The following is a 24,640-nucleotide window of genomic DNA, read 5'->3' as shown; positions in this document are numbered from 1 at the left end:
CAAAATCATGAAAATAATTAATTATATATATATCGTATTCATAACTATCATTTTATCGTTTAGTATCTATTCTTGCGATAAAGAAGATGATCTTATAGGAAATAATGATGCTTTTTTAGCTGTAGTAATATCAAGTGATAATGCTACAAACGAATTACCCGTAGGTGTAGTAACTGAATCTTTCAATGGCGATTTTGTAATTCAAGCACCTCAAAATGGTGATACTATTGAACAAATTGAGGTTTTTTTATCATTTAATGATATCGTTAATGAAGGAACCGATTTAAGCAAGGAACTTGTAATGCTCGAAACCATTACTCCTAATACTTTCAATATTGGAAGTGAAACATTGCGTCCTGAGTTCAACTATAATGTTACGCTTCAAGACATGATTGCTACTTTAGGAATTACTTCAGACGATGTAAATGGCTCTGACGAGTTTAATATTGTATTTAGAGTGTTTTATGATAATAGAACATTAGATACAACTCCTTATAACGTAAAAGTAGTTTGTCCTTCTAGCACTCCTCCTACTGCTGGAGATTATGAAATTACATTTTTAGGTGTAGATAATGGATGGTATTTTAATGGCGGATGTGGATTTACTTTAGGCTCAATAAAAATAAGCGTTGATGGAAACCCTAGCACAACTTACCAACCAGTATGTGGTGGTGGTGATATACAAAAATTTATCTTTAATATTCCACCTAGTACAACATCTGTAGAAATTGATGTTTCAGAAAATTTTGGTGCTTTTGATAGGAGTAAGCGTGGTTATAAAATAATTGCTCCTAGCGGGAGAAGTTTAGCAGATGTCGCTATAGGAACTTTGAACGGTGGTTCGCAAGAGCTCGATTATTGCGCTTATTAGTTAAAGTCTCGTATTAGTTTTATTAAGTTATTTTGAGTTTAGTTAGAAAAGAACCATCGTTTCATTATGTGAAACATGGTTCTTTTTAATTTAATTCTCCATATCATCTAAACACGCTATCATAAATAAAAACATTTTATTAATATGTAGTTTTTTACAGTATATTCAATAAGATATTCATGAAATTAACTTAATTATTAATATTTCATAAAAATATCATGCATAATTATGTATTTTTGTTGTAATTCTTCAAAGAATAAATAAGGATGACCAACTCTCAAAATGATGAAACCTTAATTACACTTTTAAACAAAGGAGACAACAAAGTGTTATCTTTAGTATATAAAAAATACTGGGAAACCATGTATTTGGCCGCTTATAATATGGTTAAAAACAAAGAAATCTCAGAAGATATTGTACAAGATATTTTTGTTAACCTATGGCATAAAAGAGATCAAATAACCATAAAAACATCCCTAAAAAGCTATCTCTACACAAGTACTATCTATAAAGTTTACGATTATTTCAAAAAAAACAAACATATCATCAAATTAGAATTATTTGAAAATTTTGATAAAAAAATTCAATCATCTAATCCAGAAACCATATTGATGCACGGAGAATTAATCAAGCATATCGATTCTGTTATTGAAAATCTTCCAGAAAAATGTAAACTTGTTTTCAAATTAAGTAGGGAAGATCAATTAAGCAACAGAGAAATTGCAAAGAAATTAAATATTTCACCTAGAACTGTTGAAAATCATATTTCAAAAGCATTGAAATATTTAAGAGCATCATTAAACGTATCCCTAAGTTTAGAGTTTATAACCTTTATTTTACAAAACAAAAATTAATTTTTTAATTTTTTTTGATTTGGAGTAGGTGTAACACTCCTTTTTTTCGACTCTTATTATATACACCTTTTATTTAAGACGAAAAATGGGCAAAAAAAACAAACAACACCTATTGTTTTTAATACGTAAACTTTTAGATGGTTCTATATCTAAAAAGGAAATTTCCATCTTATTTTATTTTTTTATCAACAATCAAAAAATCACTAAGTGGCCAGAAAACCATCAAGAAAAAGCACAGATAGAAGAAAAAATATTTAATAAGGTTAAAGCACAAATAAATGAGGATGAGTCTGTAAAAGTTATAAAATTTTATAATAAGCCAATATTTAAATATGCAATAGCGGCATCAATCGTATTACTTATAACCCTTCCTTTTTTTATTAATGAAATTAATACCCCAATAAAAACTCCTGCATCTATTAGCAACATCATAGTACCTGGATCTAATAAGGCAACGTTAACACTACATGATGGTTCCACTATAGCTTTAACTAATCATAAAAACCTTGATTCTATTTACTTTTCTAGCAATGGTAAATCTTTGAAGTATAAAAACTCTATGTCGCAAAACGTGGCATACAACTATTTAACGATTCCGAGGGGTGGGCAATATCAAATTATTTTACCAGACGGCACCAAGGTCTGGTTAAATTCAGAGTCGCAATTAAAGTATCCTATTAGTTTTAAAGGACACGAAACCCGAACTGTAGAACTAGTTTACGGTGAAGCCTATTTTGATGTCACTTCAAGCAAGCTAAACAATGGTTCAAAATTCAATGTAGTTACCAGTCATCATAATGTTGAAGTATTAGGCACCGAATTTAATATTAAAGCCTATAAAGATGAAACCGCTATTTATACCACTTTAGTAGAAGGGAAAGTCGCTATTAATACAACTAATAAAAATGAGCAATTAACACCTAACCATCAAGCAAACTTTAATAAAAACAAGGGGAATATCATAATTAAACCAGTTGATGTTTATAATGAAGTTTCATGGAAGAATGGTGTTTTTAGTTTTGAAAACAAGTCCTTAAAAGATATTATGAAAGTACTATCCAGATGGTACGATATAAATGTTGTTTTCCTAAATAAAAATATAGAAACAGAAGAGTTTGTTGGAGTTATAGGCAAAGAACAGAAAATCGAAAATATACTAACTATTATTAAAGATTTTGGCACTATTAACAGCTATACTATAAAAGGTAAAACAATTCAATTGAATTAAAATAAAAATAAAAAAGGAACGAAGTAAAGAGTATTTGGCGATATCATACTTCGTCCCAAAACCGTGAAAATTAAAACTAATGTCTAACTAACACCACACAAATTTATGGAAATTAAATTAACTATTTTCCACTTTTCTCTCTTTAAAAAGTGGAATCTTCTATTGATTATGAGAACGTTTATCTTCTTATTGTGCACATCCGTTTTCGGCCTTACAACTGAGGTCTCTTTTTCTCAAGAGACAGTAACTATTCAAAAAGATCAATTGGCAAGTATTAACGAGGTATTTAAAATTATTAAAAAGCAAACCGACTACCGGTTTATATACCCAAAACGCTTGTTTAAGGACACTCCTAAAGTACAACTTAAAAAAGGGGAAATACGTATTACCAAACTATTACGAGAAAGCTTATCCAGTAATAATTTAGATTTCGAATTGTCTCCAAATAATGTTATTATCATCAAAGATAAATTGTCTTTAAACAATTTAGTACAACAAAAAATAACAGGTAAAGTTACAGATAAAAACAGCATTCCTCTAGCTGGAATAACCATATATGTTACCAATAACTTACCAGAAAGTAAAACTTTTGACCAAGAGTTTTTAATACGCGGCACCGTTACAAATTTTGATGGCTCCTTTGAAATTATAGGTGAAGTTGGTTACTACTTGGTAGTTACTGGCCTTGGCTATGAATTATCAACTCAGGAAATAACGGCAGATACAACTATCTTTAATATTATGCTAGAGGAAAAGGCTAGCACTCTAGAAGAGGTTATTGTGGTAGCAACTGGTTACCAAACCATATCTAAAGAGCGTAACGCAGGGTCTTATGCCAAAGCAGATGTTAATGTACTAAGAAACCGAAGTACTAGCACTAATGTACTAAGCAGGCTTGATGGACTGGTACCAGGTTTATTCATTAATAATGCTCCAACTGATCAATCAGATGATGGCCTCCCCATAAGCATAAGAGGATTTAGCTCTATAAATGCAAATCGCTCACCTCTATTTGTAGTAGATGGTGTACCTATAAACGATGTAAGCCGTATAAACCCGCAAGATGTAGAAAGCATCTATGTTTTAAAAGATGCTACCGCTAACTCCATTTATGGTTCACGGGCTACTAATGGTGTTATCGTAATTACCACAAAAAAAGGAGGAATTGAAAACAAACTGCAAGTAGATTATGATAGTTATATAGCATTTCAGGGCAAAACAGATCTTAACTATACACCACGCTTAAACAGCCAGCAATTTATACAAACCGCAGAAGAAATATTTTCCCCATCTGACAATCCTTACTCAGAAGTTTCTAATTTCACCAATGTTGGCCATGTAGGCGTGCAACCCCACGAACAAATTTTATACGATCTTGATAATGGTACTATCGATCAAGCAACGGCAACATCACGCTTAAACGCCTTGGCTAGTTTTGATAATTTAGGGCAAATTGAAGATTTATTTTATAGAAATGCAATACTTCAAAACCATACACTATCTGTAAGGGGTGGAGGTGAAAAATACAGTATTTATGGGTCTATAGCTTATACCAATGCTCAAGACGATACCCCCAATAATATAGATGAGACATACAAACTAAATGTTAATCAAGATTACAGATTCAATAACTTTATTAAAGTTAGCCTTATTGCAGATTTAACCAATAGAAATACAAAAAGTAGACGCCCTATAGATGTAGATGGAAACACGCTACCCTACATAAGGTTTCAAGATGAATCTGGTAATCCTTTAAGCACAAACTTTTTTTCAGGATTTTCTGGTGATGATGAATTAGCATTTTATGAAAACGCTACTGGTATCAACTTAAACTACACACCACTTGAGGAAGTAAACAAAGGATATACTAAAGGTAATGATTTAAATGCGCGAATAAATTTAGGTTTAGATATTGACCTATCAAAAAAATTAAAATTCCAGGGGCGCTATGGTTATGTACACGGCAATTCTGAAACATCAAAATTTGATAATGAGGACAGCTTTACAGTCCGTTTTGAAAGAGCACAATTTGTTGAAGCTGGCCCCATTTATTTTTTACCAGAAGATGGAGGTCACTATGCCATTCAAAACATAAAACAAAGAGATTGGTTGCTAAGAAACCAGCTTAACTATGAAAACTCATGGCTGGATAAAAAACATCAATTAAGTGTACTATTAGGTCAAGAAGTCCAAGAAAATTTCAATAGTTTTAATCGTTCGTTTGTTCGAGGCTATAACAACAGACTACTTACTTCTATTCCTGTAGATTTACTAACCCTTTCAGAAGAAGGTATTGAAGCTCCAATTATAATTAATACATCTTTTGGCGGCACTAGCGAATTGAGCTTAAATGAAGCAACAGCCCCATTTACCGAAACCGAAATCACTAATAGAATATCATCTTTCTATGGTAATTTCGGCTATACTTATAACCAGAAATACTCTTTAAATGGAAGTTGGCGTATAGATGAATCTAACCTTTTTGGTATTGATAAGTCTGCACAAAACAAACCTATTTGGAGTGTTGGTGGTAAGTGGAATATAAGTAATGAGCCCTTTTTACAAAATTCAAAAATGATAAACACATTGGCATTGAGGGTTACATATGGTATTACAGGTAATTCCCCTATTCCAGGCGAATCCTCATCTTTTGATGTACTTGAACCCATAACAGATCCAATACTTCTTAATAATATAGGATTAGGAATCCTAACACCAGGAAATGATAAATTAACCTGGGAAACCACCGAAACCATAAACGTAGGTTTAGATTATACAATATTAAACAACCGCATTAATGGTTCTATAGACTATTACCAAAGAAAAACAACCGATTTAATTGGTGCGCTAGATAATAATATTCTAACTGGCTTTCCTAGTGTCTTTGGTAACCTAGGTAATATGGAGAACAATGGTATAGAATTATTAATAAACTCTTTAAATATAAATACTGCTAATTTCTCTTGGAGTACAACATTTAATCTTGCATACAATAAAAACACTATCACAAAATTAAATAGCCCGATTCCATTAACATCTGCAGAGGCCTTAATAAGAGCAAGATTTGTAGAGGGGCAATCGGCTTTTGCAATATATTCATACGACTATGCAGGACTAGACAATCTTGGTGACCCACAAGTACGTTTGGCAGATGGCACTATAACCAAAACTCCTGGTGAGCCAGTTGCAGAAGATTTAAAATTTGAAGGAAGCTATTTGCCTAAAATCACAGGAGGTTTTGGTAATACACTTACTTATAAAGGCTTTACTTTAAATGCTAATATTGTATATAACTTTGGTGCTGTAATGCGCGCAGACGTTCCAAGTAAACTAGACTTTACACAAGGGAGATTAACAGCAGGTACAGCATCATCACGTGTAGGTGATGAAAGCCTTAATACTGGTAACGTACATGCCGACTTTTTTAACCGTTGGAGGCAACCTGGTGACGAAAACTTAACCAATGTACCTTCATTTGTGGCTGATATTTCGACACACAACACCCGTAGAAATACTGATTTTTATAGGTTTGGAAATATAAATGTGCTTTCAGCCGATTATATAAAACTACGAGATATAACATTATCTTATGCTTTGCCCCAAAAAGCACTAGACTTTCTAAATGCTGATAACATTGCATTTCGTTTGCAATTATCAAACGTCATGTTATGGCGTAAAAATGACAGAAACATAGATCCTGAGTTTCATCAATCATTTTTTGGAATAAGAAGTCCTCTTATAAATCAAGAGACTATCACAGCAGGTATACATCTTACCTTTTAATCATTTTAAAAGTTTAAAACTATGAAAAATTTAATTCAATATATAACAATAGTATTAGGGCTTATTTTCACCTTAACAACCAGTTCTTGTTCAGAAGAATTTTTAGAAGTTGACATTAAAGGTAATATCATTGCAGAAACTACCGAAGATTATAATCTATTATTCAATAACAGGCTATTACATCAATTCTTTAGCCCATTGCCCATTGCCTTATCTCCAGAAGTATGCATGCTAGAGCCATTTAATTCAGGGCCTTTTTTCCCCACTAAACTCCCTGCGTTTAAATGGCAAGAAAGTATTTATCTTCCTGATGAAAACATGGTCATTATAGAGGAGTATGTATCAAATTTATATACATATAATAAAATAATTGAAGAGGTGCCCTTCTCAACAGGCGGTACAGAAACTGAAAAGTTAAACATACAAGCAGAAGCTCTAGCTAATAGAGCATGGCTTTATTTTCAGTTTATAAATTATTTTGGGAAACCATACAATCCAGATACCGCAACTACAGATTTAGCATTCCCTATTATTACCGAAGCAGATATTACAGAATCTGTATTTGAACAAGCTACTGTTGAAGCTATTTACAAATTTATGATAGACGACCTCAACAAAGCCATTCCAAACCTACGAAATACATTTTACGGGCTTCGCATGTCTAAGGGACCTGCTATGGCGCTCTTGGGTAAAGTTTACATTTTTATGGGAGACTATCAAAAAGGCATGGAACAGATAAATAATGCTTTTGCTGAGTTTGAAACGTCTGATGTAGAAATAGGGTTATACGACTATAACGTAACTACACTTCCAGGAGGTATACACGCTCCTGGTTTTGTTGGACCAGGTGTACCACCAGTAAATTCAGATATTGAAAACCCTTATCTTAGAGCTCATACAAATATTGATGGGTCTTTTAGCGCAGAGTTATTGACATCTCCAGAAACTACCCAACTTTTTGAACCAACAGATATAAGGCGAAATGTGTTTTACGTAAATAACTCTGGCCCATTTACACCTCCACTACCTACTCCAAACATCTTGCGGTATGTAGGAGGATCCTTTGCGGCCATGGGTATAAACATACCAGACCTATACTTATTGCTTGCTGAGTGTAAAACCCGTTTAAATGATTTAGATGGTGCAGTTGAAACTATTGAGTTTTTTAGACAACACAGAATGCCTGTTACAGATGCTAGTATTCCCAGTGGTTTATCTCAGCAAGAACTCTTAGAATATATAATGGACGAACGCAAAAGGGAGTTTGCAGTAAAAGGCATGGAGTGGTTTACTACAAGAAGAGTATTTTCAGACCCAATGCTTAGCAACAAAACTTATGTTCACACTATATATAATGCAGATGCCTCTGTAAAGGAAACATTTAACCTAACCGAAGACCGTCTTGTACTTAAATACAATCAACGTTTCTTAAATGAGAATCCAAATTTCTAAAATTTACTATAAAAATCCACTTATGGGAGTTATAGCCCAACAATATAATTCTAAGATATTATTGGGCATAACTTTCCAAAGTAAAAAGCAATCAATCTATAAACGTAATTAAAATTATGAAAAAGAATATTTTAACTCAAATAATAACGATCATCTTAGTATCTCAATGTGTATATGGACAGGGAGTTTCATGGAAAAAGTCAACTGACGGTATTACATTTGAAGAAGTTAAAGCCCTAGCCAAAGCAGAAAACAAAAAGATCTTTTTAGACTTCTTTACAGTTTGGTGTGGCCCATGTAAACGTATGGACAAAGAAATCTTCTCCAAAGAAGAAATTGGCACTATATATAATGAAAACTTTATTAATTATAAAATAAATGCAGAAAAAGGAGTAGGAGTTTCATTAGCCAAGACATTTGATATAAAAGCATATCCTACTTATATTTATTTAGAGACTGATGGAAGTCTAATAAGCAGGCGTACTGGCCTTTCTGATGATATTTCTACCATACCAGCCATGTTAGAATTTACTAAGGCTGTAGCAAATGGAGGAAAAATAAAAATACTGAAAGATTATGAGTTAGACTATAATAATGGGAATAGAGATGCAGCATTCCTTAAAAGGTATCTAAGTAAATATAGTGAGGAAAAATTTACATATCCTCCTCCGCATTTAGTCCTAGAATGGCTTAATGCTTTACCTGAAATCAAAGATAGAGATAATACTTCCTATTTACTAAACAGATGTGATTCAAAGCCTGGAAGCAAAGTCTATGACTATATTATCGAAAATATTGAGCAATTTCCTTTTTTTAAAGAGAAGGATAACTTAGTAAGATGGTTATCTACAACTATTTCATTTCATGAAAGTGAATCGTTCAAACTTATGAGTCTTGAAACTGTGAAGACATCTATTACAAATGACTTTCCTAAGTACGGACCGTTAGCCATTCAATTTTATGAACTTAACAAAAATTATAGAGGAAAAAAGAAGGATAAGGCATATTTAGAAGATTACCTTGATATTATAGAAAAAGGGCAACTAGACATAGATCTTGAGCCTTTTATACACATGGAAATCATGCAGATAAAAAATATTGACACGACATATTTTGAGAGAATCTTTCCCTTGGTTAAATCCTATTCAGATGAAAGTACAGATGATGCATTGCCTCAATTTATTTATGGTTATTACTTGTATAAGATAGACAAAAGAAAAGAAGCTATTGAGCATATTCAAAAGCATAAACAATTAATTACAGCGCACGCTAAAGAAGTAGCTACTAAAGCTTATGCAAAAAATATGCTAAAACATATTGAAGTAATGGAGTCCGGAAGTGCGTTAAATGAGTTTAACTTTTTTTAAATTTTTAATCAACTATTATGAAAATAAAAACAAAAATTACTATTGCATCAAAAATGGCTATCATATGCCTTATTATTATAACTGCTGTCTCTTGTAATAAAAGCATAAAAAAAACAGAAGGCTACGTTATAAAAGGAACTATTAAAGGTATGGATAGTGGTTCTGTAAAATTATTGGAACGAAAAATATTTGATGATACTAGAGCTAAAGTATTTGACAGCTCTCAAATAATTGATGGTCATTTTCAATTTAAAGGAACTATTGAACATCCTGATATGGTAATACTCAGTATTGATGAGGACAACCAGAGCTTTATTTTCTTGGAAAACTGTGATATGACCCTAGAACTAGATGTTAATCAAAAAAACGATTTTGGTTTTGTTAAGACAAAAATATCTGGATCAAAATATAATAACATTCTCAAAGAGCACAATAAAAAAGCAGATAGTATTGCCAATCAGGATAAATACGACAAGACCGAAACTCTATTTAAAGAGGTCTTAAAATTTAAGGAGATGGGAGATGATGTAGCATATGAAAACGCACTCATTGCATTCCAGAAGTTAGCCAAACAAAAATTTAAAGAGGTAAATGATTTCAAAATCCAATTTACCAAAGATAACCCAGCGCTACCAGTTTCGCCTTACGTACTAGGAACTATCTATGGAGAAGCCTACATGTCCAATAATGAACTCAAAGAGTTCTACAATCTATTTGAAGGTGAAGCTAAACACACAGTTATGTATAAATATTACACCAGAAGATATAACGAAATATTTAAAGATTTAGCTGTTGGTACAAAAGCACCAGACTTTACACTCACAACAATAGATGGCAATACATTAAAATTGTCTGAAATGAAAGGCAAATATATCTATTTAGATTTTTGGGCCAGTTGGTGCAGACCTTGTCGTGCAGCGTTTCCACACCTTAAAAAGCTTTATAAAAAGTATAAAAATGATGGTTTTGAAGTCATTGCCGTAGGTACTTCAGATAATGAAGCTAAATGGAGAAATGCTATCGTTGAAGATAAAACCGTATGGAATAATGTATTTGACGAAGATATTAGTGGTGAAGAAGATTATGGCGCTGTTGCTAAAGCTTATAAAGTACCTTTTTTACCAACTACATTCTTAATAGACAGTAACGGCATTATTGTAGGACGTCAACTACGTAAAGATGCCTTAGATGCGAAACTTAAAGAGCTCTATGGTTATTAAAATAGCGTGAGTGTAACATAACATTTTTTTTAAACTATTAAATTTCAACAAATTAAAACCTATTTCAGGTTCAACATAGTCGAAATCTTTAAAAACAGATAGGCAGTTTCGTAAGTATAGCTAAATCTTAATTGACATTGACATAGTGTGTGATAAACTTATTCGACTAGAAAGACCTGTCAGGTTTTAAAAACCTGACAGGTCTACAATACTCTATGTGATATTTTATTTTGATTTAACTATATTTAAAAATACTACTCATATATTTATGAGTATACAGTAGCTGTCAGCAGACAGGTTCTAGCTATTAATTTTCTTTTCAATCGTAAAATGAACTCGAGTTGAAAGAATTTCATCTAACACACAAAACAGGGAAACAAACTCTTATCCTTATTTATTTGAAGTGTTCAAGCATAATTGCCAAATGCCAACATCTTGCCATGCTCCAAATTTTAAGCCCACTTCTTCTAGATGTGCTACTTCTTTAAATCCAAATTTCTGGTGAAGTTTGTTGCAGTATATGCTAATTGGGCTGACTTTGTTTTCAATAAAGATTATAATTTACCAACGCTTCAAGAAGTTGAACAACACATTGAAGAAGAAGAAGGTCTTTTAAAAGAATCCCTAGTGCTGAAAAAGTAAAACACATCTCCATTATTGAGCTTGTTGGAATTTAAGTTTTAACCACCTAGCTATATCCTAAAAAAGATTAAAAAATTCACCTCAACGAAATACGAATATTACATTAATGAACGTTTTTAAATTATTAAATAGCAGTTCAAACATAATTACAAACCATTTATTGGTTTAAAAAGTAGTGTTCTCTAAGCTAGTTAACACTATGCAAGCTCTTTATAGAGTGTTTTTGCGAATACCCCGAGATTAGTAGGTTTTCTTGGGGTATTCAAAAAATTATAATACCTGAAACTATATGTCACCAAAATTAAGATCACACGTAATTTTTTAACATTTAATTATCTATTCCTTATCCTTTAGGTTTTAATTACCTTTGCAAAACCTAATACAAGCGTTATGATATATTCAATGACAGGTTATGGAAAATCTGTATTGCAATTACCCACTAAAAAAATAACAATAGAGCTTAAATCTCTTAATAGTAAAAATTTAGATTTAAATGTGAGAATGCCTTCTATTTATCGAGAAAAGGAATTATCCATTCGAAAGCTTCTTGCTGCTAAATTACAAAGAGGCAAAGTTGATTTCTCTATTTATGTTGAAGCTACTGCAGAAGACACATCTACGCAAATAAACACACCTGTTGTTAAACAATATATAGAACAGTTAAAACATGTAGTTGATGGGGACGCGATCGAACTCCTTAAAATGGCTGTTCGTTTTCCAGATGCTTTAAATACAGTTCGTGAGGAAATTGATGATGATGAATGGAAGACTATCGAAGCACAAATAAATACTGCTGTAAATGACTTAATCAATCATAGATTAGATGAAGGAAAGGTACTTGAACAGGATTTCAATAAACGTGTCATCACAATTGATAATATACTTGAACAAGTTATTGCTATGGATCCTGAACGTGTAGAAGGAGTTCGTGAAAGACTACTTAAAGGCGTCGAAGATTTAAAAGAGAAATATGATGAAAATCGCTTTGAGCAAGAGCTAGTTTATTATATAGAAAAGTTTGATATTACCGAAGAAAAAGTACGTTTAAAAAATCACTTAAATTACTTTACAGAATGTATCAATTCTAAAGACTCTAACGGAAAAAAGCTTGGGTTTATTAGTCAGGAAATGGGACGAGAAATAAATACCATTGGTTCTAAAAGTAATTATGCGCCTATGCAACAATTAGTGGTTCAAATGAAAGATGAACTGGAAAAAGTTAAAGAACAATTATTAAACGTACTATAAAACGTTAAAACGCATTGAAATTGAAGAAAGGCAAACTCATTGTATTTTCTGCGCCTTCAGGCTCTGGAAAAACAACCATTGTAAGGCATTTATTAGGAATCGAAGATTTGAATTTAGAGTTTTCTATATCAGCAACTTCCAGAGAGAAACGAGGTGAAGAAATAGATGCAAAAGATTATTATTTTTTATCGGCTAAAGATTTTAAAACCAAAATTAAAAATGATGAATTTTTAGAATGGGAAGAAGTCTATCGCGATAATTTTTACGGCACTCTAAAAACTGAAGTGGAGCGTATTTGGGCTATGGGTAAACATGTTATTTTTGATATTGACGTATCTGGTGGTTTACGTATAAAACGAAAATTCCCAGAGGAAACTTTAGCTATTTTTGTAAAACCACCAAGCATTGACGAGTTAAAAATTAGATTAAAAAAGCGTAAAACAGAAAGCGAAGATAAAATCAATATGCGTGTTGCAAAAGCATCGGCAGAATTAGCAACAGCTCCTTTATTTGATGTTATCGTTGTAAATGACGATTTAAACAAAGCGCTTGAAAATGCACATAAGCTAGTTGGTGATTTTCTAAACTCTTAAATTATTCAGAATGAAAGTTGGGTTATATTTTGGTTCTTTTAATCCTATTCACATTGGACATTTAGTTATAGCCAATTATTTAGCTGAATATAGTGATTTGGATCAAATTTGGTTTATAGTAACCCCTCATAGTCCGTTTAAAAAGAAAAGCAGTTTACTAGATAACTACCAACGTTTAGAAATGGTATATCGTGCTACTAAAGATTATACAAAGCTCAAACCAAGCGATATAGAATTTAACTTACCACAGCCTAACTATACCATCAATACACTTGCTTATTTACAAGAAAAATATCCTGACAATGAATTTTCTTTAATTATGGGCGAAGACAACTTAAAGAGTTTTCATAAATGGAGAAATTACGAGTTAATTCTTGAAAATCATCATATATATGTTTACCCTCGTATTTATGAAAACAAGATAGAAACACAATTTAAGAACCATAAAAAAATACACCATATTGATGCTCCTATTATGGAACTGTCTTCAACATTAATACGCCAAGGTATCAAAGCAGGTAAAAATGTAAAACCCATGCTTCCAGAATTTGTTTGGGAGTATTTAGATGAAATGAATTTTTATAAATGAAACTCTGATATGTTCTAAAACTACTTGATATTGTGAGAAAAAATGATAACTTCGTTTAACACCCCCATATAGTTCAACATATACTGAACCTACTTCAGTATTAAAAACGTAACCATATCTAAGCATAGTGCCTAATTGAAAGAATGAATAGTCTACAACTAGTTTTAGGTTTTTTTATAATATTCGTATACGGCCTACCACAGTCTATTCATGCTCAAAACTCTGAAATTATAATCAAAACAAATTTGGCGAAGTTTGAACCTGCTGACGGAAAATGTCTTTTTTTCATTGGACAGGACATGGCTGCAATTGGAGGGCTTGATAAATACAATGATGGCTATTGTAACTATTTTGATATTCCAGCGGGATTTACTACATATACCAGTTTATCACCGGGAGATCAGTCCTTCGGTTTTACAAATAAAGGTAATGATGGTATTAAGAGTATTTCCAATTGGGGAGCTGGAGATATTTGCGCTCAATGTTTCATAGACGACCCTGATTTTAAATACAGTGTAATCTCCATTGGTTTATCATTGGTTAATCATGAAAAAGAAGTCGCTAAAGGAAAACAAGACCACCTTATTAAAGAGCTAGGAGAGTGGATTAAAGGATTAGGGCAACGACCTGTATTTCTTCGAATTGGTTATGAATTTGATGGATGGGAATGGAATCACTATAAAAAAAGACATTATTTATCTGCATGGAAACGTCTTCGTACAATTTTTAATGAAATGAATATCTCTAATGTCGCTTTTGTTTGGCAATCCAAGGGAACAGGCTCAAATCAAAAAACTCTGGAAGAATGGTATCCAGGAGATGATCTGGTTGATTGGTGTGGCTATTCATATTTTGGAAATCCCGATAAAGAAATGCTAACTTTTGCAAGAAAGCATAACAAACCTATATTCATTGCTGAAGCAGCACCAGTATTTGAAATAGATAATTTATATTTTAACACCCACCTTACTGACTCTGAAACAGCAAAAAAAGCATGGAAACAATGGTTTTTGCCATTTTTTGATACTTTAAATCGAAATGCCGACATTATTAAAGCTTTTAGTTATATAAACGTTAATTGGTCTATTCAACCTATGTGGATAAATAATCCCACTTTTCAAAAAGTTGACTCTCGGATTCAAACCAGTGAATTAATATCTAAAAAATGGGAGGAGGAAATAGCAAAATCTCGATATCTAAAATCGAATTCTGAATTGTGGAATCAATTAGGATTAAACAATTGAATCACCATATTTATATGTACACCTACCTAAATCTCTAAAAATAAAATTGAAATGCAAATTTGATGGTCATAAAAAACAAACAACGTTAGTTTTAATAAAATCTATACTAAACCTGTTTTACGGAACGTTAAATGGAACTCACAAAAAAGCCAACTTAAAAATAAGCTGGCTTTACTTTACAAACTAAAATAGCTATTAAATAAACTTTAGTCTATAACAGGGATACGTATTAATTGTCCTGGATATATTTTATCTGGGTCTGTTAGCATGGGCTTGTTAGCATCAAAAATAACAGAGTATTTCATAGCATCATCATAAAACTCCTTGGCTATTTTTCCCAAAGTATCACCACTTACCACAGTGTAAAATTGTGCTTCTGGCTCTTTATGCTCTATAGTCATTTGGTCATCAACAATCGAAATTCCTTTAGAGTTACCAACAACTAAAATTACTTTTTCTTTAGTAGCCTGATCGGATGCCAATCCAGTAACAACAGCAATATCTCCATCAATAAAAATATTTAAATGTTCTATTTGCAACTGTAAACCTACAATCGTTTCCCTAAGTTTATTTACTGCTGCTTTTTCCAATTTAAGTTCCTCTACAGCTACTTCGATAGCATCTTCCGCATCTACTTTACCAATTCCGAATATTTTAGCTCCAGCATCTTTAATAAATGAAAACAATCCCATGATTTTTTGTAATTTTTTGAGGGTTAATGCTTTTTAGACACCAAAAAAAACACAAGGTCACATATTTTATATCTTTTTTAATAAAGAATTTCTCTAAATATAACTTCTTGATAACCTTAAGAGTATTCTCCTTAAATCCTGAGTCTAGCCTCTGGAAATTATTTTTAATTAAACAAAAAGAAACCGCCTAAAGAATAATTCCTTAAGCGGTTTCTAAACTAAATAACCAACCAAAATTTTTATTTAACCCTAGTACTTTCTCTTGGGTTTTCTACTTTATCTTTTCTAAACTTACGCTTCTTATCAACCGTCGTTTTTCCTTTTGCTTTTGTATCTCCATTTTTAAGGTATTGTATATACCCTCTACCTTCAAACTCATAAACTGTTTCAGACGATGGGTGAAACAACTCTATCTTTACATCATTTATAACGCTCAATTCGAAGTATTCATTGTTGAAGAAATCATAATCTAATGTTAAAGTTTTTAAATACATATTTCCAGTAACATTTCCAACACCATATATTCCTGTATAATCCCATATAAGATTGTTTGCTGCTGTCCCGTTTACATCTTGTGAACTTTGAAATGTAGAATCATTTCCTCCAGCTAAAAACTGTAAATAATTTTCATTATCAAACTCGTTTATAGCTCCAAATTCACTTGTATAAGTCTTTTCCCAAGCTTCATATTCTTGTAAGAAATAATGAATATTATCGTAGAAAACAAAATCGTAATCAAAATTACTACGTTGATAACCCTCTAGAAAATAAGATGTATCGTTATTAGGGTTATAAAGTTCAATCGTATTGCTATCTATTTGAAAAACATCAAAAGTTTCAAATCTATCAATATCATGAGAAACATCTAAAACCATATCATACGCATCATATTCTCCTATATCTATACCAAAACCATCTCCATTATCTCCTAATCCAACTATATTATTGTTTGCATATACCACCCCATTTCTAAAAGATATTGTAAATGCTTTTTGTAAAAAGGGGGTTTCACCAAATCCTTTAGTCCTATTAATATCAACATACCATAATTCGTGAGAGTTTAATAATTGATTTATAGATATCCCAGGGTCTTGTAGTTCATCAACATTAACTTCTGTATAGCATGATGTAAATAATGTTGCTGTTAAAGCAAAGCCTAAAAGTAATTTTACAGTCCTCATAATCAAACATTTTTTTGGGTTTATACTTTAGTGATTTCAAAACGCGTGCCAAAAAACAATTTCTTAATCTTTTCTTAGTTTAACAATCATTATTATTTTGTGTATTTTTGAAGCGAAAATGATTAGTTATCTATGGATAAACCTTTAAAATATGCAGTGTTTGGAGCCGGAAGTTGGGCTACAGCTATTGTGAAAATGCTTTGTGAAAATTTAGATGAAGTTGGTTGGTACATGCGAAGTGTCTACACCAAAGAGCATTTACTAAAAGAGCAACACAACCCTAATTATTTAAGCTCAGTCGAATTTCATTTAAAGCAATTAAAAATCAGCAACGATATTAACGAAATAGCTGCTTATGCAGATGTTTTATTTTTTGTGATTCCTTCGGCTTTTATTCATGGTGAACTAGAAAAACTAAATATTGATATCTCTAGTAAAACAATAGTATCAGCCGTAAAAGGTATTATGCCAGAAACGGGACTCTTAGTTGGTGAGCATTTTCATGATGCTTATAATGCTCCTTATGATAATATTGCGGTTATAGCTGGACCTTGCCATGCAGAAGAAGTAGCTTTAGAACGTTTGTCTTATCTAACTATTTCATGTTCGGATACTGAAAAAGCAAAAAAGATAGCTAATAATTTATCTAGCGATTACATAAAAACAAAAATCAGTGATGATATTATAGGCATAGAATACGCTGTTATGCTAAAAAACATTTATGCTATTGCTGCAGGCATTGCACATGGTTTGGGTTATGGTGATAACTTTCAAAGTGTGTTAATGAGTAATGCGATACGTGAAATGAAACGTTTTATTAAAAAAATGCATAAAATGAAACGTAATATTAATAACTCTGCTTATCTGGGTGATTTGTTAGTAACTGGTTATTCAGTTTTTTCTAGAAATCGCATGTTCGGTAATATGATTGGTAAAGGTTACACTGTAAAATCGGCTCAAATGGAAATGAATATGGTTGCTGAAGGTTATTATGCGACAAAAAGTGCTCATTTACTCAATATAAAAAACACAAAAAAAACACAGCTTCCTATAATTAATGCAGTTTATCAGGTTTTATACGAAAACAAAAACCCTAAAAAAGTGTTTAAAAAGTTAACTGAGAAGTTGGATTAGATTTTCCAAGAATTGCAATTCATTTAATAAAAATAACCACCTCGACTTCAATTTCGATACCTCGAAATTGAAGTCGAGGCTGTCTAGAAAGTCTATAAGTTGTCATTTTGAGCGCAGCCGAAAAATCTCAATATGCTGGTATTCAAAATGTTTAATTTAAAGAGATTCTTCATTTCATTCTGAATGACACTTTTTTAGACAGCCTCTTTTATTAACTGGCCAAAATAAAATTTTTATTGGAATTTGATCTATTTCTTTAGAGCCTAAGATCAAACTCGACACTAAATCCTTCCATTATTTTAAGGGAATGTGGATTTAATTCCATAAAAGGAATTAAAGACGGAAGGGTTTACTTCACTAAAACACCTTTAACATCCATTAAAGGAACTGATTGTAAAGCTTTCAAATTAATCGTGTTTTTTCTAAATAAATAAGTTTTATCAAACATGGTATTACCTTCAAAAAAAGAAACTTTAAAGGTATTGTTCAGGGCAAATAACCCTTCTTGCATCAATTCTATTTTTGCATAACTTTTTTTGGGAAGCTTATCTAGCTTTTTTCTGAAAATAGAAGTCGTTTTATTTTCTGAATAACCACTGGTAACGATAAGAATCATTTCTAGATCAACATCCTTATCATTTATTATGTAGGCATTCCAATCTTGCGTTTTGTATATATCATTGTATTCGTTTACAACAGCTATGTAAACGTCTTCGACTTTTGGGATTTGAATGTCTTTTTTCACTTATCTATTTAATTTAAAAGCACAAAAATAATCGTTTTTTTAAGAATGGTAATTTTGATAAAACATTTATATTAGCCATAATCGTTTTAATTATACTCTTATAAATAATCATGAATGATATAAAGACCTATATTGATAAAAGTATATTGTGTTGGTTAGCGACTTCTTCCTCAGAGAATATTCCTAATGTATCACCTAAAGAAATATTTGCACACTATAGAGAAAATAATATCATAATTGCAAACATAGCATCTCCTCAATCGGTTAAAAATATTAAGGAAAACCATAATGTATGCGTAAGTTTTATAGATGTTTTAGTGCAAAAAGGGTATCAAATTAAAGGGAAAGCTGAAATTGTGTCTAAAAACGATACAGAATATGTTACCATGGAAACCATTTTATTGAAAATGACAAAAGGCAAATTTCCATTTTCTAATATTATCAAAATATCAATTGATAATGTTAAAAAAATAATCGCCCCTAAATATATTCTTTATCCAGAAACCACTGAAGAAGACCAAATAGAAAGTGCTAAAAAAGCTTATGGTTTACAATAAATTACAAAGCACTCTTAAACTGCTCCAAAAACCTAACATCATTTTCACTCAGCAAACGAATATCACCTATTTGGTGTAGTAACATAGCTATACGATCTATACCTACTCCAAATGCAAATCCTGAATATTCAGTTGGATCAATTTTACAGTTTTCTAAAACATTAGGATCAACCATACCACAACCTCCAATTTCCAACCAACCAGTGCCTTTGGTAATTTTATAATCAGTTTCGGTTTCTAATCCCCAATACACATCTATTTCTGCGCTTGGTTCTGTAAATGGAAAGTACGACGGACGCAATCGTATTTTAGACTTTCCAAACATTTCAGTTGTAAAGTACTGAAGTGTTTGCTTTAAATCTGCAAAACTTACATCTTTATCTATGTACAATCCTTCCAACTGATGGAAAAAACAGTGTGATCTTGCCGAAATAGCTTCGTTTCTATATACTCTACCTGGTGAAATAGTACGAATAGGCGGTTTATTGTTTTCCATATAACGCACCTGTACAGAACTGGTATGTGTACGCAACAAGATATCTGGATCTGTTTGAATAAAAAATGTATCCTGCATATCACGTGCTGGATGATATTCTGGTAAGTTTAAAGCTGTAAAATTATGCCAATCGTCTTCTATTTCAGGGCCTTCACTTACGTTAAAACCTATGCGAGAAAAGATATCAATAATTTGATTTTTTACGATAGAAATAGGATGACGTGCACCAATTTGAACAGGTTCTCCAGGGCGCGATAAATCACCATAAACACCTTTTACTTCTTCTTTACTTTCAAGCTCATCCTTTAAGGCATTCACCTTATCCTCTGCTGTTTTTTTAAGTTTGTTTATAGTTTGACCAAACTCTTTTTTCTGATCGTTTGCTACATTTTTAAATTCAGCAAAAAAGTCGTTTAATAAGCCTTTTTTACCTAAATATTTTATACGAAATGCTTCTACTTCTTCTTTAGATTGCGTTTTAAAGTCTTCTGCTTCAGCTATGAGTTCTTTTATCTTATCTATCATGGTGTCATTTCAAAAATGAATGGCAAATTTAATCAATTTTGTTAAAAATACGTTCGTATTCAAGCAATTGTTAGAACTCTTTTGTAAGATATTAAAACAAATTCAGCATGACTAGCAAAAAAACAACTTGCAGGAATGCAACCTAAAAAGTAACGCTTAAAAACTAACTAATATATTCAGTTTCTAAAAAATAGTTCACGATGGCTTCTTTCATTAAAATACTTTGTTCACCTGCTTTTAAATGAGGAAGGGCTTCTAATGTTTTATAATGTGGCCACCCTTCTTCGTCTACAAAATCAAGTTCGTAATACCCATAAGGAATAAGCAATTTGCAAATCGCAATATGCATGAGATCTAACTTCTGATCTTTTTTAAAGCTCCTATCCAGTTGACCAAGTTCCTGAACCCCTATTAAATAAATAATAGCATCGAGGTCTAAAGTCTCGCCATCTGCAAATTGATCAGATAGTTTTTTAACTAGCAACTGCCAACGTTCTTTTAATTGTTCGTCTCTAGACATTTATAAAGTTCAAAATTAAAAGCCCAAAGTTACGTGTTTATCTGGTCTTTTAAACACTAAAAATTATAATTTCCATTTTATTCCTAAACCTGCATATTGGTTACGATACCCTCTAAAAGATCGTGCATCAATATCGGTATAATTTGTATGTCTCAATCTACTATAAATGTTAGCAGTTAAAAATAGGTTATTTGATAACTTATGTGCTATTGAAAGATTAAATTCTATATATTCATACGTTAATTTATCTCCTATTAAACCATCATTATCTCTTGCCTCAATAGATTTGTAATGTCTGTTTAAGTATGAAAAATCTGTTGTAATTTCAGTGTTAGATTTCTCGTATTTTAACTTTAGTTCTGGACCAAATTGTGAAAATCCAGACCGATCTATTTTATCCATTCTTTGATAAAAAACAAAACTCGGTTTTGCTTCTAAATTGTTTCCTAATGGCACTTTATAGTACGGATTAATTTTTAGATAGCTCCAATCTCTAACGCCATTAGAAATGATGTTTGTTGCATTAAATGTATCATATTTTCTAACTTTAAAATAAGCTAATACGCCTATACTGTGCTCACTTCCATTAACTTCTAGGTCTTGTTTTGTTGATAGATTTACCCCTGCTTCATTGTACTGCAAATCTCTTTCTCCATAGGCATCATAATCCCTAAAATTATAAAATGCTTTAACAGTTGTTTTATTAGCTTCAATAGGTTCGAATTGCACACCAATGCTTGCTCCAACATTTGTATAACCTAACGGATTAACAATAACATCCTGGGCACCATCTAAACCTTCTCTATTCATTCTTATTATACTTGCTTCTCCTAATAAAGTGGTATATCTTGACAGATCATGGTAATATTTTGCCTGCCCAGTAATGTCCCAATAACTATCTTCTAAATTCTCATAAAACACTTTAATATTAGGCTTTGCAATAAGTCTCAATTTGCTACGATTCCATTTGATGCGGTTTTCAAAATCAATGTTTACTTCCTGGTAAATACTACTTGCTATTAAATCGTTTTCATCAAGCAACATGCCATTAAAACGAACTTGATCTGGGCTTTTAAAATAATTATACTCATAACCTGCTTGGGTACCAGCTTCTAATTTAATTTGTGACTGAGCTTGGATTTGACTCATTACTAATATAACTCCTGTTATTATTTTTAAATATTTCATGTCTATTTTATTTGTTTTTATAATTTAATTTTATAGCATCTCCCAAACCCATTTGATTGACTAATTGAATCCCTAAACCTGGTCTTACATTAACCTCCATTATCTGTGGTCCCTTTTTAGCATCTATGACTAAATCTATTCCTAAATAATCCAGAGGAAATACTTTTGCGGTATCAATAGATAGTTTTATGAGTTCTTCCCAATATGGTATTGGTTTTCCTTTTATGGGTATCGGATTATCTGGGTGGCAATCTAGATACTGTCTCCCATCGTAGGTTTGTGTTAATACGCCTTTATTAATATCGACACCTATACCGACACCGTTTTGATGTAAATTTGCTTTTCCATTAGACTTTGATGTTGGCATTCTAAGCATCGCCATAATGGGTTGTCCTTTTAAAGTAATGACTCTAAAATCTGGCACACCTTCATCATAAATTTCGGCAAAGAATGGATGTGGAACTATGCATTCTTCAATAAGACAACTGTCTTGAGAATTCATAGAATAAAACCCAGAAACAATACTTGTAATATGTTGAAAAATTTGTGTCTCGGTAATTGGTTCTCCGCCATTTCTCCAATTAGAATTCGCGTCTTTTTTTAAAATCAAAATGCCTCCGCCTCCACTACCGTTAGCTGGCTTAACCGCCATACTCTTGTATGTCTTACATTGTTCCCACTTATTCTTTATATCGCTTACTCGCTCTATAACAGCATAAGTCTCAGCACAAGCAATATAATTGTTATGTAAAATAGCCTTCGCTTTTACTTTATTATCTGCTAATTGATAATGTTTGCGTTTATTATTGGGGTATATTAATTCTATATTTCTTTGATTAAGCCCCATAACACCTCTTCTATTTTTTATTGTGAATAAGTCTCTACGCATAGCTTGTGTTTTTAAGGTTAAAAATTGGGTTAAATCTTATTAATTCTGACCATCTTAAGCCTAGATAACGCCCTAAAAGCATAGATAAACTCACTATAATTAGTAATATTTCCGGGAATACAATTAGTATGGAAGACAACCATTTATTAGATAATAATAAGTAACAAATGCTTACGGCTAACAATGTTTGAAATAGCATGTTAGTAGCTTCGTTAAATCCATCTTCTACTATTAAATTTGAAAAGCGCTCTGCCGAAACTGTTAAAATAATTATAGGGAAGAAACTTAATGATCCTAACCAGGCATTATTGGTTAAAAGCCCTAAATAAGACCCTACAATAATGACAATAACCATAAGGGTTAATGAAATTACCAGCTTTGGGGTATGTAGCAACCCTAGTTTAGAAAATGGCTGAGATAATAGTCCTATAACAAGAATTAAAAATAAAAAGATGCTAATTCCAATAACAAAACCTGTCTTTAGTAAAGAAAAAGCTATTAATACAGGAAGAAAAACACCAAAAGTTTTAAGTCCAACAACATTTCTTAATAACGCTACAATAAAACCTCCTAAAGGAAGCATTAACAACAATACCAATAACTTATAAGTTATGACTTTGTTTTCTAATAAATTTAATAGCGAAAAAGGAATCAATGCACCTATCTCTGATGCACTAGCTTGTATAAAAGGAATATTAACTTGTCGTTTAAGCTCATAATTATAATCAAAATTAATCTTTGAAGTACGGGTTAGTAAAAACTCATCACCCTCGTACAATTCTAAATAATTAGCTGGTATATAGGCAAAATGATTATTTATAGCATCAAAAGGAATCCATTGATTATTTATTAAAAGTTCTGCCCATACATGAGAACTACGGGTGTTTTCGGTATTTAAAATCATCCCCCCTTTTATTCGTGCAGGATACCCTAGAGCTCTCGATAAAGCGACAAGCAATCTACTTTTACCATTACAGGATGCAATATTTTGTTCTAAAGCTGTTACAGCATCGGTTAGTGTAATTATTGGTGCATTAGGAATTGCTTCTACATAACTAAAAAGTGATTTAACAATTTCCTTATCATTCGTTTTATCATTGGATAGTTGCTTAGCCAATACTTGTATTTTCGTATTATCAGACTGAATATTTTCTGTAGCACTTAAATAAGTAAGATCTACATCTCTATTGTACTTAAAAACCTTTGGAAGTTTAAATGTTTTAGATTTTCCCTCAAATTCAAATTTATAATCAATGTTCTCGTATGCTTCAGCATTATTGGCTGTCCAAATACCTCTAATATTATTATTTGAAGCTTTACGTTCAAATGTAACACTGGGACTCGTATTTAATGATTCTGAAGTAATTTGTTGTCGATCTGAATTTTTGGGCAAAAAGGTTTTTATTTTAGTGGTTTCGTCATTTGTCTTGAAGAAATATTGATAATTTACCGTATAACGTTCTTCTGCGAAAAAGTTTCCAATTTTACCAGATAAAGAAATAGCCTTTACTAATAAAACTAAAGAAGCTACTACTAACAAAAGGGTTAAAATTATTCTGAAGTTGTTTAATGATCTCATGATTTAAATTATTAGATTTGTTAGGGGAACAGTTATTTTTTAA

Annotated in this window: 22 protein-coding genes; 14 read left to right on the top strand and 8 right to left on the bottom strand. The window is 31.8% G+C overall.

The features are described from left to right. Nucleotides 1-7 precede the first annotated feature (7 nt). From Q4Q39_RS06525 to Q4Q39_RS06470, 12 genes are all read left to right on the top strand, one after another. Nucleotides 8-871, top strand: a complete 864-nt coding sequence (locus Q4Q39_RS06525; protein ID WP_303281607.1) for a hypothetical protein — start codon at nt 8-10, stop codon at nt 869-871. Between the two features lie 266 nt (nt 872-1,137). Beyond that, the gene (locus Q4Q39_RS06520) at nt 1,138-1,725 is read left to right on the top strand and encodes an RNA polymerase sigma factor (RefSeq protein ID WP_303281606.1); all 588 of its coding nucleotides are present in this window, start codon (nt 1,138-1,140) and stop codon (nt 1,723-1,725) included. 85 nt (nt 1,726-1,810) lie between these two features. Continuing rightward, the gene (locus Q4Q39_RS06515; RefSeq protein ID WP_303281605.1) at nt 1,811-2,953 is read left to right on the top strand and encodes a FecR family protein; all 1,143 of its coding nucleotides are present in this window, start codon (nt 1,811-1,813) and stop codon (nt 2,951-2,953) included. Between the two features lie 168 nt (nt 2,954-3,121). Then, the gene (locus tag Q4Q39_RS06510; protein ID WP_303281604.1) at nt 3,122-6,736 is read left to right on the top strand and encodes a SusC/RagA family TonB-linked outer membrane protein; all 3,615 of its coding nucleotides are present in this window, start codon (nt 3,122-3,124) and stop codon (nt 6,734-6,736) included. Between the two features lie 21 nt (nt 6,737-6,757). Beyond that, nucleotides 6,758-8,188, top strand: a complete 1,431-nt coding sequence (locus tag Q4Q39_RS06505; RefSeq protein ID WP_303281603.1) for a RagB/SusD family nutrient uptake outer membrane protein — start codon at nt 6,758-6,760, stop codon at nt 8,186-8,188. A 116-nt stretch (nt 8,189-8,304) separates the two neighbouring features. Beyond that, nucleotides 8,305-9,555, top strand: a complete 1,251-nt coding sequence (locus Q4Q39_RS06500; protein WP_303281602.1) for a thioredoxin family protein — start codon at nt 8,305-8,307, stop codon at nt 9,553-9,555. A 17-nt stretch (nt 9,556-9,572) separates the two neighbouring features. Then, on the top strand, nt 9,573-10,775 hold the full coding sequence (locus Q4Q39_RS06495; protein ID WP_303281601.1) for a TlpA disulfide reductase family protein: 1,203 nt from the start codon (nt 9,573-9,575) through the stop codon (nt 10,773-10,775). Nucleotides 10,776-11,276: 501 nt separating this feature from the next. Then, nucleotides 11,277-11,417: a hypothetical protein gene (locus Q4Q39_RS06490; RefSeq protein WP_303281600.1), complete on the top strand. Its 141-nt coding sequence runs from the start codon at nt 11,277-11,279 to the stop codon at nt 11,415-11,417. Nucleotides 11,418-11,807: 390 nt separating this feature from the next. Next, entirely contained in the window at nt 11,808-12,665 is an 858-nt protein-coding gene (locus Q4Q39_RS06485; protein ID WP_303281599.1) for a YicC/YloC family endoribonuclease, read from the top strand. Between the two features lie 20 nt (nt 12,666-12,685). After that, a complete protein-coding gene (gene gmk, locus Q4Q39_RS06480; RefSeq protein WP_303281598.1) occupies nt 12,686-13,258 on the top strand; it encodes a guanylate kinase in 573 nt (190 codons plus the stop codon). 10 nt (nt 13,259-13,268) lie between these two features. Beyond that, a complete protein-coding gene (gene nadD / locus Q4Q39_RS06475; RefSeq protein WP_303281597.1) occupies nt 13,269-13,847 on the top strand; it encodes a nicotinate (nicotinamide) nucleotide adenylyltransferase in 579 nt (192 codons plus the stop codon). A gap of 143 nt (nt 13,848-13,990) precedes the next feature. Further along, entirely contained in the window at nt 13,991-15,091 is a 1,101-nt protein-coding gene (locus Q4Q39_RS06470; RefSeq protein WP_303281596.1) for a glycosyl hydrolase, read from the top strand. Between the two features lie 206 nt (nt 15,092-15,297). On the opposite strand, the gene lysM is transcribed toward Q4Q39_RS06470, so the two are convergent. Beyond that, nucleotides 15,298-15,783, bottom strand: a complete 486-nt coding sequence (gene lysM, locus Q4Q39_RS06465) for a peptidoglycan-binding protein LysM (RefSeq protein ID WP_303281595.1) — start codon at nt 15,781-15,783, stop codon at nt 15,298-15,300. Nucleotides 15,784-16,022: 239 nt separating this feature from the next. After that, the gene (locus Q4Q39_RS06460; RefSeq protein WP_303281594.1) at nt 16,023-16,964 is read right to left on the bottom strand and encodes a nicotinic acid mononucleotide adenyltransferase; all 942 of its coding nucleotides are present in this window, start codon (nt 16,962-16,964) and stop codon (nt 16,023-16,025) included. Between the two features lie 132 nt (nt 16,965-17,096). Between Q4Q39_RS06460 and Q4Q39_RS06455 the strand changes: the two genes are divergently transcribed. Then, a complete protein-coding gene (locus tag Q4Q39_RS06455) occupies nt 17,097-18,098 on the top strand; it encodes an NAD(P)H-dependent glycerol-3-phosphate dehydrogenase (RefSeq protein ID WP_303281593.1) in 1,002 nt (333 codons plus the stop codon). 349 nt (nt 18,099-18,447) lie between these two features. Here Q4Q39_RS06455 and Q4Q39_RS06450 read toward each other — a convergent pair whose 3' ends face one another. Then, a complete protein-coding gene (locus Q4Q39_RS06450; protein WP_303281592.1) occupies nt 18,448-18,843 on the bottom strand; it encodes a hypothetical protein in 396 nt (131 codons plus the stop codon). A gap of 110 nt (nt 18,844-18,953) precedes the next feature. Here Q4Q39_RS06450 and Q4Q39_RS06445 point away from each other — a divergent pair, with 110 nt between their 5' ends. Then, nucleotides 18,954-19,400, top strand: coding sequence for a pyridoxamine 5'-phosphate oxidase family protein (locus tag Q4Q39_RS06445; RefSeq protein WP_303281591.1), 447 nt, complete (start codon nt 18,954-18,956; stop codon nt 19,398-19,400). 1 nt (nt 19,401) lies between these two features. On the opposite strand, the gene pheS is transcribed toward Q4Q39_RS06445, so the two are convergent. From pheS to Q4Q39_RS06420, 5 genes are all read right to left on the bottom strand, one after another. Continuing rightward, nucleotides 19,402-20,421: a phenylalanine--tRNA ligase subunit alpha gene (gene pheS / locus Q4Q39_RS06440; RefSeq protein WP_303281590.1), complete on the bottom strand. Its 1,020-nt coding sequence runs from the start codon at nt 20,419-20,421 to the stop codon at nt 19,402-19,404. Between the two features lie 163 nt (nt 20,422-20,584). Then, nucleotides 20,585-20,941: a hypothetical protein gene (locus Q4Q39_RS06435; RefSeq protein WP_303281589.1), complete on the bottom strand. Its 357-nt coding sequence runs from the start codon at nt 20,939-20,941 to the stop codon at nt 20,585-20,587. Nucleotides 20,942-21,004: 63 nt separating this feature from the next. Further along, nucleotides 21,005-22,129 (bottom strand): hypothetical protein, encoded by a 1,125-nt coding sequence (locus Q4Q39_RS06430; RefSeq protein ID WP_303281588.1) that lies wholly within the window; start codon nt 22,127-22,129, stop codon nt 21,005-21,007. A 7-nt stretch (nt 22,130-22,136) separates the two neighbouring features. Beyond that, nucleotides 22,137-23,018, bottom strand: a complete 882-nt coding sequence (locus Q4Q39_RS06425; protein ID WP_303281587.1) for a sugar-transfer associated ATP-grasp domain-containing protein — start codon at nt 23,016-23,018, stop codon at nt 22,137-22,139. Next, on the bottom strand, nt 23,011-24,597 hold the full coding sequence (locus Q4Q39_RS06420; protein WP_303281586.1) for a 7TM domain-containing protein: 1,587 nt from the start codon (nt 24,595-24,597) through the stop codon (nt 23,011-23,013). The genes Q4Q39_RS06425 and Q4Q39_RS06420 overlap by 8 nt, the downstream gene beginning before the upstream one ends. Nucleotides 24,598-24,640: the final 43 nt, after the last annotated feature.

This window comes from Flavivirga amylovorans (assembly GCF_030540875.1).
In the GTDB taxonomy this organism is placed as follows: Bacteria; Bacteroidota; Bacteroidia; order Flavobacteriales; family Flavobacteriaceae; genus Flavivirga; species Flavivirga amylovorans.
This window is presented reverse-complemented; position numbering and strand designations above follow the sequence as displayed.